The following is a 13,926-nucleotide window of genomic DNA, read 5'->3' on the forward strand; positions in this document are numbered from 1 at the left end:
ATTACAGCAAGAGATACCGTCCATTTGTTCAAGCACTCGCAACTCGAATCTGTAAAAGCATGGCTCAATCACCCAGCGCATACGGCGATGCCACTCCATGCGCGCATTCAACGTGCGATCCGACAACTCATCGTGGACGGAACACTCAGCCGCGGAAAACCATTGCCGGCGTCGCGCGTGCTCTCGAAGTCACTCGGTGTCTCACGCGATACAGTTGAAGCAGCTTATGCGCAGCTTCATGCAGAAGGCTTCATCGACCGTCGCGTCGGCAGCGGTAGCTTTGTGGCACAGATTCCAGAACTTTCACTTGGTCATCGGCGCGCACGATATAATACAGAGCTGAAAGATCAGTCGCCTGAACTCAGCAAGCGTGGCAATGCGATGATTCACAGCGGTGGCGTGCGCGAGAGCTTGGCCCCGCGTGCTTTTGCTCCTGGCATACCCGAAACACGAAATTTTCCGCTCGCGCTTTGGGAGCGTTTGCAAAGACAAGTTCTCAAAGAGATCGGACAGCAAATGCTTTTGCATGGAGATCCGCAAGGTGTTCAAGCCTTGCGGCAAGCGATAGCTGATTACATCAATCTCGAGCGTGGCGCGCGTGCCACTGCGGATTGCGTGCTAATCCTCACATCCTCGCAACAGGCCCTGACGCTCTGTGCGAATGTTTTGTTTGATCCGGGTGAGCGCATCTATATCGAAGATCCTGCCTATTATGGAGCCCGCAAGGCATTTGATGCTGCTGGGTTGAATTGCGTGCCCGTTGCGGTGGATCAGCAAGGAGTAAACGTCGAGCCAATCCTTAATGACCCCCATCCGGCACGCGCTGTGTTCCTCACGCCCTCACACCAATTCCCGACGGGATCGACCTTGGCCCTGGACCGTCGGCTTACATTGATTGAATGGGCAAAACGTCATCGGGGATGGATAATAGAGGATGATTACGACAGTGAGTTTCATTATGCAGGTCGGCCTACCGCCTGTATGCAAGGCCTCGATCAGCATCAAAGAACCATATATATCGGCACTTTTACAAAGTCGCTCTTTCCGGGGCTACGAATAGGCTATGTAGTTTTGCCGGAACAGCTGGTCAAACCGATGACCACGGCCCGCACGCTTCTCGATGGCCATACCGCGTCCCTTTCACAATATACGCTTGCCCGCTTTATAGAAGGCGGACATTTCGGAGCCTATATTCGCACCATGCGCGGTATCTATGCCCAGCGCCTTGAAATATTGAGCAGTTTGGTTCGCAAACATCTTGCGGGATTTGTCGAGCCGCGCGTTCCGGTGGGGGGCTTGCAAATGCCGTGCCTATTGACATGCGACATCTCCGAGCAAATGGTTTTGGAAGCCGCTCGTCGTTCTAAAATTGAGCTGTTAGGGCTATCAGCACTCCATGCCACAGGTGAAGGCGAAGCTGGGTTTCTGCTCGGTTTCGCAGCTTATACGCCGATCGAACTCGAGATCGCGGTCAGGAAACTTGAAAAGATATTCCACACACTTAAGGTCGTTCCGTCATTAAAATGTAGTTAAACCCAAAAAGTTTTAGCTACGTGTAAAAGCCTGCAGCGTATTAACGCCGCAGGCTGCAAAATCATCAAAATGAACGCTCGTAAGTGACCCAGTTGGCTGCTTTTGCAATGTCGTCATAAAGACGACGCGCAGTTACATTGTCCTGCGCAGTCACCCAACTCAGCATCGTCCAGCCGCGCATGCTTGCAGTATCGCTGAGCGCCCCAATAAGCATACGCCCAACACCGCGACTGCGGTGAGATGGATCGACAAAAAGGTCATCAAGAAACCCAGCATATTGGCCTTGCAAAGGCCTTGGTTGAGGCCAGTAGTGGGCAAAACCGATAATGCTTTCGCCTGCTTGAGCCACCAGCCCTTCCACTGGATGCGATGCGTCTTGCAACCAGGCCCATGTGCGATCAAGTATATCGTCATTCATGGGTACCTTGTAGAAAGCGGCATAGGCTCGATAGAGTTTTTTCCAGTGTGTTTTATCCGCTGGTCCCACAGCACGGACTTTAATTTCCTCCGAAAATCGCACATCACTATCGTTGAATGTTGGTTTGGTCATTGGCAAGTCTCCCTTATTCGCGCAGAAATTTATCCACGGGTTGACGAAGCCTTTAGCCAATATTGGATGGATAGTTTCCCTCCAATAAAGCCGATCATACCAGACCAATTTTACAATTATCGCAATTTTTTATAAGCAACACCTCACGGAATCGCAAAATTCTGACTGCCTTAAACGAGTTTTAGGAGAAGAATTGGTCTGAGCCACTAACTGCAATTGGATGGTTCCAAACAAACCCCAGAATGATAACAACTCGCGCATTATTTGGCCGAAAATATCCAAAACTTACGAATAAACCGCGAAAAGAGTATATCTTGAAGAAACTGTTTTGTGTGGCATTGGTTGGCATTTTCTGTTCGTCTGCACCTGTTGCAGCGCTTGCCCAAAACTTAGGTCTTGCTGAGCGTCGCGCCATTGCGGCCTATTCAACGGATATCTGGCCGAAATACGAGTTAGAAATTCAGGATCTTGCCGGATTTCCGGTTACCATCAATCTCGATAGCAAAAGCTTAGCCTTACCTGGCCTTGCAGATTCATATGCAGACGATGACTATCTGCGTAAGCCAATAATTGACCCGATACTTCAGGCAATTGGAGCAATCACAGCAACTGAAATTGGGAGAGCCGCGCTCAAAGACGGACTTAAAACGATCGTCATCCACTATGATGAAACGAGCGCACCATCGAGCAATTACAAAGATGGTGTAAACATGATTGCTGGTGTTTTGACTATAAATTGGAAGCCTTATACCAATGTCGATGATGTTGAGGCTCGTGACTTGGCACTATTAAGTGTAATTGAGCCGGTAATATAAATATAAATCAATCTTAGGTGATCTGAATTGGCGCGTACTACCCTATCTCGTGCAATTTCTACTTTAACAATTCTATTGTTATCTTCCATATCGGCCTTATCTCAAACCAGCGCCGACGAAGCCTATTTGGAACGCCAAAATGATCAGGGCATTGTCGCATATTGCATCGCACACGGGTTTCTTGAGTCCGATTCCGAAGAGTTTTTCCACGTTGGAACAGTCGCAATTTTTGGCGAAGTTGCCCCTTCGCCTGAAGCCGAGCTTCATGTCCAAAAGGGTCGTGAAGGCATTTCCTATCTTCAGGGTGACGAGCAGTCCCTCGAAGACCTTGCTGCGGCAAACGATGTCGATGTGAAAGCAGTTTGTGAGCAGTACAAATCGCAAGTAACGCTTGGCCGCATGATGGCGAAAAACAAGGCCGGCGAATAATCGCCATAGAATGGAAATACGATGAAAAACTGTCACCTAGCACTTTACTCGGCAGCAACTGTATCGCTCATGATCGTGGCATCGGTTGCTTCTGCGGATGAAACGCAACAACAGCTCGAGAAACCAGCTCGGCCTGATCAAATATTGCGTTGAGCAGGGCCACCTCAACGGCGATACGATCAAAGCTTATCAGAATATGGTAAACATTCTGCCCACACCTGCTAGCACCACGGAAGGTGACGAGTACGAAGCGGAGGGTGCAAAGGGAAATAGCTTCGACGGCAACTCTAGCGTTTCGATGGAAGCCATTGCACAGGGAACTGGAATGACGGTTGCAGACCGTTGCGGTTCTTTTGAAGCACTGACGAAGCAATAATACCGTCTCGGCTGCAACAAATGGTGTCAGAGGTCTCGACTATCGCCCGCCGCGACGTTGCTCTGACGCAGTTTTGGCGGACACGGAGAGCGACTAACATGGTGCACCTATCACCCGTAGATATCATTCTTATCATAATTCCCATTGCCCTCGCCATTCTTGTTACTTGCTTAGTGACTTTTCGGATCCTGCGTAGGGAATACTATTGGGGTGTGATCTTGCTTGCGGCCATTGCCGTAGTCACCTTGTTATTGACTGCTTGATCCCCATCGCCAGATTAACGTTAACCGTCGCCCTTATTGTCGTCGGATTTGTTGGTGCGAATAGCTTTGTGGGCTAAGTGATTTTAATCCCCTGGGTCATGTATCTAGGGTATATCCCTGAGCAGGATCATCGATTCATCAAACGGATACCCAAACACATAATAGGCTTCAAAGCGGTTCAATCAGCGTCAGCTCCAATTGCCAGCATTGAAATGTCCGACGGGATACGCAAAAAGCAATTCGCAACTGAAAATGGTTCGCAGATTGCTCCCGCATCCTTCCCATGTTTTGACGCTTCACATAAGCTTGCGGGATTAATCAAGCTGTATGCCCCCACAGGGCCAATCTCCCGACCTCTATGATGACTGTTGAAACACTCGGGTATCGCCCCCGTGATAATAGGTTGTATGGCGAAGAATGGCCGCAATGGCTATCGTCGTAACTCCTTGCCGGGAAGCTCCTCAGAAACTCCCCCAGGTGCCGATCAACATCTTGAGAAAGCGCTCAGCTGCAGGGGACAATGTTCCACCCCTGCGACGCACAACGCCGATGGTTCTGGAAATCTCTGGGTTGCGAATAGGCCTCGTAATCAGCAGTGGGTGCTCTCCTTGTGGCGTTGCCATTTGTGGTAGTACGGATATACCCAAGCCGGCCTCGACCAAACCAAGAGATGTGGACAAGTGGGTTACTTCATAAAACCAGCGAAGTTTGATATTGGATTTCGCCAAAGCCCCATCGAGCAATGTTCGATTGCCGCTTGAGCGATGGACTGTGATCAAATGATAAGGTGCTAAGTCGTCCCAACCGACTTCGGATTTTTCGACCAGAGGATGGTCTTTGCTGGCAGCAAGAACGAAGGGGTCCTCGACAAGCCGATCAAAGATCAGGTCGGGATCGGCTGTTCCCATTATATTGATGCCAAACTCTACCTCACCGCGAGCAACAGCCTGCAATCCGTCCGTCGCCGGCAGATCCAGAATTCTGAATCGGATGTTCGGATACTCGATATTGAACTGCTTTATAACTTTCGGCAGAAAATAGAATGCTGCTGTTGGTAGACAAGCGATTGTCACAAGGCCCCCGCGCTGAACGGCAGGATCACGAACCGCAAAAAGTGAGCTGTCAAACTCCTCCAGCATGCGCCGCACCAAAGGCAATAGTTCCGTACCAAGCGCTGTAAGTGAAACATGTCGAGTGGTGCGCTCCAGCAATGGCGCACCGATTGCCAATTCCAACTTCTGGATGCGTCTGCTCAGTGCTGGCTGGGACATGTTCAGCGTATCCGCTGCCCTATGGAAACTTTCCAGTTCGACGATGGAAAGAAATGCTCTCAGGTCTAAAATCTCGCAATTAATGCTCATTTTGCATCAATACTCCGAACATTCGCATTTTACATATCAATCAGTTTGCCGGAAAGTGCAACAAACAGACTCATTGATACCCACTACACATGAGTGGAGGCGAAAGCGCAAGCATGAACGATCTGATCTCTATCCCCTGTGTATTGATGCGAGGCGGCACATCGAAAGGACCATTCTTTCTGGCATCCGATCTTCCAACGGATTGCAATGAGCGTGATCATATTCTGCTTTCGATCATGGGGTCGGGCCATCCGCTTCAAATCGACGGTATCGGCGGCGGAAACCCTGTGACCAGTAAAGTTGCAATCATTGGTCCATCCAGCATCCCAGGAGCAGATATTGACTATCTTTTCGCACAGGTTCGTATTGATCAGCAGCTGGTCGATACCGCACCGAATTGCGGTAACATGCTTGCAGCCGTCGGCCCCTTCGCAATTGAAGCGGGATTGATGAAAGCACAGGGTGCAACGACGCTTGTTCGCATTCATAACGTCAATACCGGCAAACTCATAGAAGCCGAAGTGCCTACACCTGATGGAAAAGTCTCATATCTGGGCGATGCCAGCATTGATGGTGTACCCGGAAAAGCAGCTCCGATTGCACTCACTTTCATGGACGCTGCAGGGGCAAGAACCGGCAAATTATTTCCAACCGGTGCACCGCATGAAATAATTGAAGACGTAGCCGTAACGTGCATCGACTGCGCAATGCCTATGGTTCTCATTGAAGCGAAGGATATCGGTGTCAGTGGTTACGAGACCGCCGCCGAGCTCAATGCCAACACGGCGCTCCTTACGAGGCTGGAACGGGTACGGATCGAAGCTGGCAGACGTATGGGCATGGGCGATGTCACCAATCACGTAACACCCAAACCAGTACTGATCAGCACGACCAAAAACGGTGGCGATATCAATGTACGCTATTTCATGCCACATGAATGTCATCCGTCACTTGCCACCACTGGCGCGGTTGGCATTGCAACAGCCTGCATAACCGCCGATACGGTCGCCTCAAAACTAATCGGTCTTCGCACACCACCGCTCGTGCTGTCGATCGAACATCCCAGCGGTCATCTCGACGTCAAACTCCAGGAGCGAGAAGGAAAAGTGATTGCCGGAATCCTGCGCACGGCCCGTCGTCTTTTTGATGGGCATGTGTTTGCTAAGCCTGTCAGAAAAGCCGCCTGAGCGGCATAATTCCAGTGGATGCCGGGAGGGCACCACTTATAATCGGAGGAAAAGTAATGCGTAAATTTATGCTCGCCCTGGCAGCAACGGTAGCTTTTGCTGGAACAGCATTTGCTGAACCGGTCCGCATTAGCGTCGGGTCTTACAATCTCAATAATTTACCATTTCCTGTCGCGCAGGGACTGGGCCTTTATGAGAAAGAAGGATTAGACGTCACGGTCGAAAACTTTGCTTCCGGCGGCTCAAAGACGTTGCAGGCACTCGTTGCCGGATCGACAGATATTGCCGTTGGTTTCTACGACCATACCATTCAGATGCAGTCACAGAACAAGGCAGTGGTCGGCTTCGTTGTACTAGCACGCAACTCCGGGCTTGTTCTTGCTGGTGGGAACAATTCAACATTCGATCCAGCAAAACCGGAAACTATTAAGGGTGCCAAAATCGGCATTACGGCACCTGGTTCTTCATCAGACTTTTTCGTCCGCTACTATCTGCAACGCCACAATCTGTCTGCTGATGATGTTGCCCTGATTGGCGTTGGTTCTGGTTCAGCAGCTGTTGCAGCCCTTGAACAAGGCAAGATCGATCTTCTGGTCAATTACGATCCAGCGGCGACATTTATCGAAGCCAAAGGCGTTGGCAAGATCCTCATTGATGGTCGCAGCGACGATGGTGCCAAGGAAATCTATGGCGGCATCTATCCGACATCGGTCCTTTATGCCACACAAAATTACATCGATAAGAATCCTGAAACCGTTCAAAAAGTCACCAACGCCACGGTCAAAGCACTAGAATGGATGAACACTCATTCGGCAGAACAGATTGTCGAAAAGCTACCGAAAGAGTTCATCTCGGGTGATCGCGAGACGTATATTCAAGCTGTTCAGAATGCCAAAGCGATTTTCTCTGCTGATGGTAAGTTCAATGAAGAGGATATTAAAACCCCACTCGTCGTTCTAAACAGCTTCAACAAGAAAGTTGCGGCAACCGATATCGATCTCTCAAAAACATACACGAACAGCTTCGTAGAAAAAGCTCCGCACGCGACTACGAATTAAAGGAGGAGGTAATGTCATTGGCCGTCGTCAAATCTGCGCCGGAAGTCGCAGCAAGTCCCAGCCCGAAAGCAATGGTTTCAATTGATGCCGTGACCATGTCGTTCGGTAATTTCGTTGCCGTCGAAAATGTCAATCTGACCGTTGCAGATGGCGAGTTTCTCGCCATCGTCGGCCCGACGGGCTGTGGGAAAAGCACTATTCTTAATGCCATAGCAGGATTGTTGAAACCCTCGCATGGCAAAGTTTCGATTGACGGCAAGGCTGTCACTGGTGTTCACAACGACATCGGATATCTGTTTCAGCAGGATGCGCTTTTGCCTTGGAAAACAGCGCTGGAAAACGTCGAGCTTGGTCCGATGTTTAAAGGTGTAAATGCTTCTGAACGACGCAAGAGCGCGCTCAACTGGCTGGCCAAGGTAGGCTTGAAAGGTTTTGAACACCGTTATCCACATCAGCTTTCCGGCGGACAGCGTAAGCGCGTTCAAATGGCACAGGCACTGATCACAGGCCCAAAAGTCATCCTCATGGATGAGCCTTTTTCCGCTCTCGACATCCATACGCGTCACCTCATGCAAAACGAGCTTTTGCGGCTCTGGCAGGAAGAGCGCCGTGCGGTTGTTATGATTACGCATGATCTCGAAGAAGCCATAGCACTCGGCGACCGCGTCGTCGTTTTGGCTGCTGGCCCCCGCAGCCGCGTAATCGACAGCTTTCCAGTCGATCTCGACCGCCCGCGCGATGTCGCGGAAATTAAGCTCGATCCGCGTTTTATGGATCTTTACCGCAATATTTGGGCGTCGCTGCGCGGCGAAGTGGAGAAAAGCTATGAACGCCATGACTGAGCGTCTTATCCAAGTTGGCTTGCTAGTCGCTATTGTCGGTGGCTGGCAGCTTGGTACATCACTGGGTTTTATCGACGTGTTTTTCTTCCCGGCACCTCTTAATATTTTCAATCAGGTAGTCGAGTGGATAACCGACACAAGTTTCTATCGCCATGTATCGATCACTTTGACGGAAACCGTTCTCGGCTACCTGATCGGAACAGCTCTCGGCGTTGCTGCAGGTGTCTGGCTGGGCCTCAGCCGTAGCTCTGCACGTATCCTTGATCCCTTCATCAAGTGCCTGAACGCTATTCCACGCGTCGTTCTTGCGCCAATCTTTGTGCTTTGGTTGGGTCTTGGCCTCTGGTCCAAGGTCGCACTCGCCGTCACACTGGTGTTCTTCGTGACGTTCTTCAACGCAATGCAGGGTGTGCGCGAAGTCAATCCTGTCGTGCTTTCGAATGCGCGTATTCTTGGGGCCAAACGCTCTGATCTCCTGCGTCATGTATATTTTCCGGCAGCGGCGAGTTGGATTTTGTCCTCTTTGCGCACGTCAGTCGGCTTTGCAGTGGTTGGCGCAATTATCGGCGAATATCTTGGCTCTTCAGCAGGGCTTGGCTATCTGATCGCCCAGGCTGAAGGTAACTTTGATGCCGTCGGTGTATTTGCCGGTATCCTGATTTTGGCAGTCTTCGTTTTGATCATCGACAGTATTCTTGATGTCGTTGAAACGCGGCTGATCAAATGGCGTCCGAATGCCAGTGAGCGCTCGGCCTGATCCATCCACTCACAACGCTAGAGAGAAGCCCGATGCCATAATGGCGTCGGACTTCACCGTCTTTGAGGTGCTCACTCATATATCCTTCTATATGGCTACCGGAAAAATAGCGTCCTGGCCACAGTTCCGTCCCTGAATTCATCCTTCATGTCATTTCGGCCATTCGTTGCGTCGTTTGGATCGATTCAGCATTTTATGCTTTCCAGTTATTGCGATACTTGCTTTGGCGATGCCATTTGCCAGAGAAATATGCGCCTGAAGGAGACTGGTTTGAAGACGCTGCTGTTGACAAAGAACGAAGTCAGAAACCTCATTTCTCTGTCGTCGGTCATCGCTGCCGTTGAGGATGCATATCGTGCGTTCAGCAGCGGTCAAGTCGAACAGCCAGACTACATCGGTATTCATCTACCTGCCCCCCGTGGAGAAATTGATTTTAAGCTTGGCTACTTAAAATCATCCGAAATGATATCAATGAAAGCGTCATCGGGTGGTTTCATTGACAATCCTTCTCTACACGGTGTCCCCAACGGTATGGGCACTATTCTTCTATTCGACGCACAGAGTTGCGCATTGGTGTGTGTTATGGATGGCAGTCTGATAACAGGTCTAAGAACCGGAGCGGCCGGTGCGATTTCGGTTAGATTATTGGGGCGGAAAGACGCAAAAAAAGTAACTTCGATTGGGATTGGTAATCAGGCACGCATGCAAATTAGATCAATTCGAGAAGTGATGAGAATTGAGGAGATCCATGCGTGGCATTCTAACCCGGAAACACTATCGAGATACAAGGCTGACATCGAAAGTGAATTTAAGATTCCTGTCGTAATGGCAGCGTCTAAGCGAGATGCTGTAGAACAGGCAGATATTCTGATCACCACTACGCGCGGCAAAGGCTCACTTGTAGAAGCCGAATGGATAAAGCTAGGGACACATATTGTTGCAATTGGAACAGATGCTCCGGGGAAGCAGGAACTAGAGCCTGAGATATTTCGAAATGCTAAAATCGTTACGGATTCGACACGTCAGTGCTCGCAAAAAGGTGAAACTTGGCACGCACTTAAACGGGGTACGATCTCAATAAGTAATATTCACGCTGAAATTGGTGAGATTTTGATCGGAACCAAAGCTGGTCGAGAGAATGCCAAAGAGATAACTCTCTTCGATTCAACTGGGATGGCTGCTCAGGATAACACAACAGCGAATGCGATCTATCAGAGTGCCCTCCGCCAGAATGTAGGCACCACATTTTCCTTCTTTGAAGACTAGCCGTTTCCAGCCTGGGGCGCACAGTTTCGAACATCAAAGCAAAGCGAATGCAAACGGTGGTAAATGCTAAACTATCCTACAATTGAAAACATTCGAGAAGCGCAGAAGCGGATTAAGCCATACGTGTGGCATACACCCCTTTTACGCGCTGGCAAAATTGAAGCCAAAGTCGCTTGTAATCTTTATCTGAAGCCAGAAACCCTGCAAGTGACGGGCGCATTCAAGATACGCGGCGCTCTTAACGCGGTTCTAGCGCTTCCATCCGAGAAAATAGCTAGTGGGATTATTTCTTCGTCTTCTGGAAATCATGCGCAGGGATTATCATACGCGGCACGAATGATGGGTGTCAAAGTTGTACTTGTGCTTCCCGTTACTACTCCAAAAATCAAGATTGAGAACACACGTGCTTTGGGAGCAGAAGTCATTCTGTTTGATGGTGACAACGCCACCAGATGGAAGGAGGTCTATCGGATTGCAGAAACAAATAACTACGCTGTGGTACACGGTTTTGAAGATCCGATGGTTATGGCAGGCCAAGGTACAATTGGATGTGAAATTCTCGATGACCTGAAGGAAGTCAACACCGTGATTGTTCCTCTCGGCGGTGGCGGTCTGATTTCGGGTGTGGCGACGGCAATTAAGGAAATTAACCCCTCCGTTCGTGTTATCGGCGCAGAGCCCGCTCTGACGCCCAAATATTATTGGAGCCGAAAGAACGGTGAACCCACCTCACTTCCTCTCAACGAGACCATCGCCGACGGTCTGAGGATCAGTGTGCCCGGGCGCAATCCTTATCCTATTATAGAGAAATATGTCGATGAAATCGTTCTCGTTGAAGATAAACATATTATCGCAGGAATGCGGGCATTGGCGACTGACGCAAAACTCATTGCCGAACCCGCTGCGTCGATTGGAATTGGCGCTCTCCTTGCTGGATCTATAAAGGTTCAAAAGGACGAGAATGTCTGTGCAATCTTGACAGGCGGCAATTGGGGTCTTGGTGACCTTGCCGAAATCTATCGCGAGTAAGAATGAGCAAAGGTGGTCGTGTCGCAAATTTCTTACATCTGTTGAGTTATCAAATGAAAATATGCAGACCTTGATTGTGGCGTTAGCGCATGGCGGTCGATTTCAAAGTGCACTATTCGATGTCCTATCGTGAACTGCGGAGATACTAGGTCATACACTCATAAATAGGCTAGCTATTTGGATGGATTAGTGATTCAAACGCCTCGTAACACGAGGTATTTGATGTCACGTCGTCGCTATGAACTGACAGAACGGGAATGGTCGATTATTGCGCCACTGTTGCCATGCAAACCGCGCGGCGTGCCCCGCGTTGATGATCGCATGGTGCTCAATGGTATTCTGTGGCGGTTTCGCACCGGGTCATCATGGTCCGAAATCCCTGAGCGCTATGGTGTTGCAACGACCTGCTACAACCGGTTCGTTCGTTGGCGGCGTGCTGGTGTCTGGGATCGATTGCTGGAGGCCGTCTCTCAGGCCTATGACGGTGATATCGTTATGATCGACAGCACCTGTGTTCGTGTTCACCAGCACGGAGCAACAGGAAAAAAGGGGATGCCGACGATGGTTGCATGGGACGTTCCCGGGGCGGCCTCACATGCAAAATCCACGCAATTGTTGATGCAGAAGGCCGTCCGATCAATCTTTGCCTGACGGGTGGTCAGGTTGCTGACTGCTCGCAGGCTCAAGGTCTCATGGCGTGCGTTAAAGAAGGCGGCACGCTGCTTGCGGACAAGGCTTACGATACCGACGCAATCCGCAAGACAGCAGCAGACCTCAAAATCTGGGCCAATATCCCTCCCAAATCCAGCCGTAAAGACGTCTCCGCGTTCTCACCATGGGTCTATCTGTTGATTGCCGCTGAGAAGTGACCCGGTGGGGGTGCGGATAAAAACTTGGACTGGTTTTACGTCACAATGCCAAGACAGTTTCGATATTCGATTGGGCTTCGTGCGCCAAGCGATATCTTGATCCGTTTCTCGTTGTACCACCGAATGTAGCCATCAACTTCATTGATAAAATGCTCGAGTGTGGTGTTCCTCCAATCGCTGGGATAAAAGAACTCCGTTTTTAGCCTGCCAAAGAAACCTTCGCATGCGGCGTTATCTGGGGAGCACGCCTTGCGGGACATTGAGCGCACCAGCTTCGCATCACTAATCCTCGATAGCCAACCCGGCCAGCGATAGTGTGCACCCCGATCAGAATGCACTATTGGCCGCTTATCTGCGCCGGTCACAGTTTCTATGGCGGCATCAAGCATCATATTGACCAATTCCGCATCTGGTCTCGTTCCGATAGACCAGCTGATAACCAAACCATCGAAACAGTCGATGATGGGTGAGAGATACACTTTGCCAGCCGGGATATGGAACTCCGTGATATCGGTCAGCCATTTCTCGTTTGGGGCTGAGGCCTGGAAGTCGCGATTAATAAGGTTCTCGGGTGCCGGACTGATTTCTCCAAGACAAGAGCGGTATCGACGCCGCTTTGGCGTGGCAACGATCAGGTTCTCCTGCTTCATCAAGCGCTGCACAACCTTCTCCGAGATTGTAACGCATTGTTTGGCCAATGACGCCTGTAGCCTGCGGTAGCCATAGCATCGACGGTTGGCTTCGAAGATTTCGGTGATGTTCTGACGTATAGTGAGGTACTTGTCGATCACCCTCATACGGGCTCGATGATAAAAATATGAACTGCGCGCCAGTCGCAACTGAGCAAGCAGATCGGAGAGTTGATAAAGATCTTTTAGGGCGTCAACCAACAGCGTTTTCTCCCGATTACTCAGGAGTTGCAGATCGACGCCCAGATCTTTTTTTAGAATTTCATTCGCTTTCTTCAAAAGGTCGTGCTCAAGCTGCAGTTTCTGAATATCGTGCTGCAGTGTTGCGAGCTGACGTTCTAATTCTTCTCGCTCTGGCACTGGCGGCGAGTTGTTCTTACGTTTCATGATTGCAGGAGCCTCCGGACCAAGTAACTGGTTTTTCCAGTTATACAGTGTCGGTCTGCATACGCCGAGCTTTTCAGCCAGGGACTGCGCACTTTCTTGCCGATTATAAAGTCCGACGACGCCAGTCTTCTTCAACGTCTCTGGATACCGTGGAGGAGCAGCCCTACCAACTGTAGATTTTTGAGCTTCAGGGAACGCCTCACGAACCCATGCTGTCAACGTTGCACGACCGGGATAGCCCAAAGCACGCATCGTTGCAGAAACACAACGACCATGCGTGCGGTAGTGCTCAACAGCCACTTCCTTCTGCGCCTGTGTGAACTTAGGCGCTCGGGGTGCAAATCCTAAACGCAGTTCAAGATGGTGCTCATATTCCCGGCACCAGCCCTTCAAAGCATTCTTGCTTGGATAACCCAATTGGCGAATAGTCGCTTTCGGGCGCTTGCCCAGCTTGATGTAAAGCGCAACTGCTCGCATCCGGTCTTCGTAGGAATACATGAACTACCTCCCTGATA

General features: G+C 50.2%; 13 protein-coding genes and 2 pseudogenes. 12 read left to right on the top strand and 3 right to left on the bottom strand.

Annotated features, from left to right (window positions below; genetic code table 11):
- Nucleotides 1-24: 24 nt before the first annotated feature.
- Entirely contained in the window at nucleotides 25-1,533 is a 1,509-nt protein-coding gene (pdxR, locus tag CEV34_RS14780; RefSeq protein ID WP_094543854.1) for a MocR-like pyridoxine biosynthesis transcription factor PdxR, read from the top strand.
- 64 nt (nucleotides 1,534-1,597) lie between these two features.
- Here pdxR and CEV34_RS14785 read toward each other — a convergent pair whose 3' ends face one another.
- Nucleotides 1,598-2,083, bottom strand: a complete 486-nt coding sequence (locus tag CEV34_RS14785; RefSeq protein WP_094543855.1) for a GNAT family N-acetyltransferase — start codon at nucleotides 2,081-2,083, stop codon at nucleotides 1,598-1,600.
- A 314-nt stretch (nucleotides 2,084-2,397) separates the two neighbouring features.
- Here CEV34_RS14785 and CEV34_RS14790 point away from each other — a divergent pair, with 314 nt between their 5' ends.
- The 4 genes and pseudogenes from CEV34_RS14790 to CEV34_RS27335 all read left to right on the top strand — a co-directional run.
- Entirely contained in the window at nucleotides 2,398-2,898 is a 501-nt protein-coding gene (locus CEV34_RS14790; protein ID WP_235819069.1) for a hypothetical protein, read from the top strand.
- 27 nt (nucleotides 2,899-2,925) lie between these two features.
- Nucleotides 2,926-3,327 (top strand): hypothetical protein, encoded by a 402-nt coding sequence (locus CEV34_RS14795; RefSeq protein WP_235819070.1) that lies wholly within the window; start codon nucleotides 2,926-2,928, stop codon nucleotides 3,325-3,327.
- A gap of 97 nt (nucleotides 3,328-3,424) precedes the next feature.
- Entirely contained in the window at nucleotides 3,425-3,703 is a 279-nt protein-coding gene (locus CEV34_RS14800) for a hypothetical protein (protein WP_143853393.1), read from the top strand.
- Between the two features lie 340 nt (nucleotides 3,704-4,043).
- Nucleotides 4,044-4,226: pseudogene (locus tag CEV34_RS27335) on the top strand (IS6 family transposase); the annotation flags it as partial.
- Between the two features lie 201 nt (nucleotides 4,227-4,427).
- On the opposite strand, the gene CEV34_RS14805 reads toward CEV34_RS27335, so the two are convergent.
- Nucleotides 4,428-5,327 carry a LysR family transcriptional regulator gene (locus CEV34_RS14805; protein WP_007881835.1) on the bottom strand — a complete coding sequence of 300 codons (900 nt, stop codon included), beginning with the start codon at nucleotides 5,325-5,327 and terminating at the stop codon, nucleotides 4,428-4,430.
- A gap of 113 nt (nucleotides 5,328-5,440) precedes the next feature.
- On the opposite strand from CEV34_RS14805, the gene CEV34_RS14810 reads away from it, so the two are divergent.
- From CEV34_RS14810 to CEV34_RS14840, 7 genes and pseudogenes are all read left to right on the top strand, one after another.
- Nucleotides 5,441-6,514: a 4-oxalomesaconate tautomerase gene (locus tag CEV34_RS14810; protein ID WP_007881832.1), complete on the top strand. Its 1,074-nt coding sequence runs from the start codon at nucleotides 5,441-5,443 to the stop codon at nucleotides 6,512-6,514.
- A gap of 56 nt (nucleotides 6,515-6,570) precedes the next feature.
- On the top strand, nucleotides 6,571-7,572 hold the full coding sequence (locus tag CEV34_RS14815) for an ABC transporter substrate-binding protein (RefSeq protein WP_007881830.1): 1,002 nt from the start codon (nucleotides 6,571-6,573) through the stop codon (nucleotides 7,570-7,572).
- An 11-nt stretch (nucleotides 7,573-7,583) separates the two neighbouring features.
- The gene (locus tag CEV34_RS14820) at nucleotides 7,584-8,414 is read left to right on the top strand and encodes an ABC transporter ATP-binding protein (RefSeq protein ID WP_007881829.1); all 831 of its coding nucleotides are present in this window, start codon (nucleotides 7,584-7,586) and stop codon (nucleotides 8,412-8,414) included.
- Nucleotides 8,398-9,171: an ABC transporter permease gene (locus CEV34_RS14825; RefSeq protein ID WP_007881828.1), complete on the top strand. Its 774-nt coding sequence runs from the start codon at nucleotides 8,398-8,400 to the stop codon at nucleotides 9,169-9,171. The genes CEV34_RS14820 and CEV34_RS14825 overlap by 17 nt, the downstream gene beginning before the upstream one ends.
- 270 nt (nucleotides 9,172-9,441) lie before the next feature.
- On the top strand, nucleotides 9,442-10,437 hold the full coding sequence (locus CEV34_RS14830) for an ornithine cyclodeaminase family protein (RefSeq protein ID WP_094543895.1): 996 nt from the start codon (nucleotides 9,442-9,444) through the stop codon (nucleotides 10,435-10,437).
- A 63-nt stretch (nucleotides 10,438-10,500) separates the two neighbouring features.
- Entirely contained in the window at nucleotides 10,501-11,466 is a 966-nt protein-coding gene (locus CEV34_RS14835; RefSeq protein WP_007881826.1) for a threonine/serine dehydratase, read from the top strand.
- 222 nt (nucleotides 11,467-11,688) lie between these two features.
- Nucleotides 11,689-12,311 (top strand): annotated as a pseudogene (locus tag CEV34_RS14840) (IS5 family transposase); the annotation flags it as partial.
- 59 nt (nucleotides 12,312-12,370) lie between these two features.
- On the opposite strand, the gene CEV34_RS14845 reads toward CEV34_RS14840, so the two are convergent.
- A complete protein-coding gene (locus CEV34_RS14845; protein ID WP_094543859.1) occupies nucleotides 12,371-13,909 on the bottom strand; it encodes an IS3 family transposase in 1,539 nt (512 codons plus the stop codon).
- Nucleotides 13,910-13,926: the final 17 nt, after the last annotated feature.

Source organism: Brucella pseudogrignonensis (genome assembly GCF_002252525.1).
Lineage (GTDB): Bacteria > Pseudomonadota > Alphaproteobacteria > Rhizobiales > Rhizobiaceae > Brucella > Brucella pseudogrignonensis.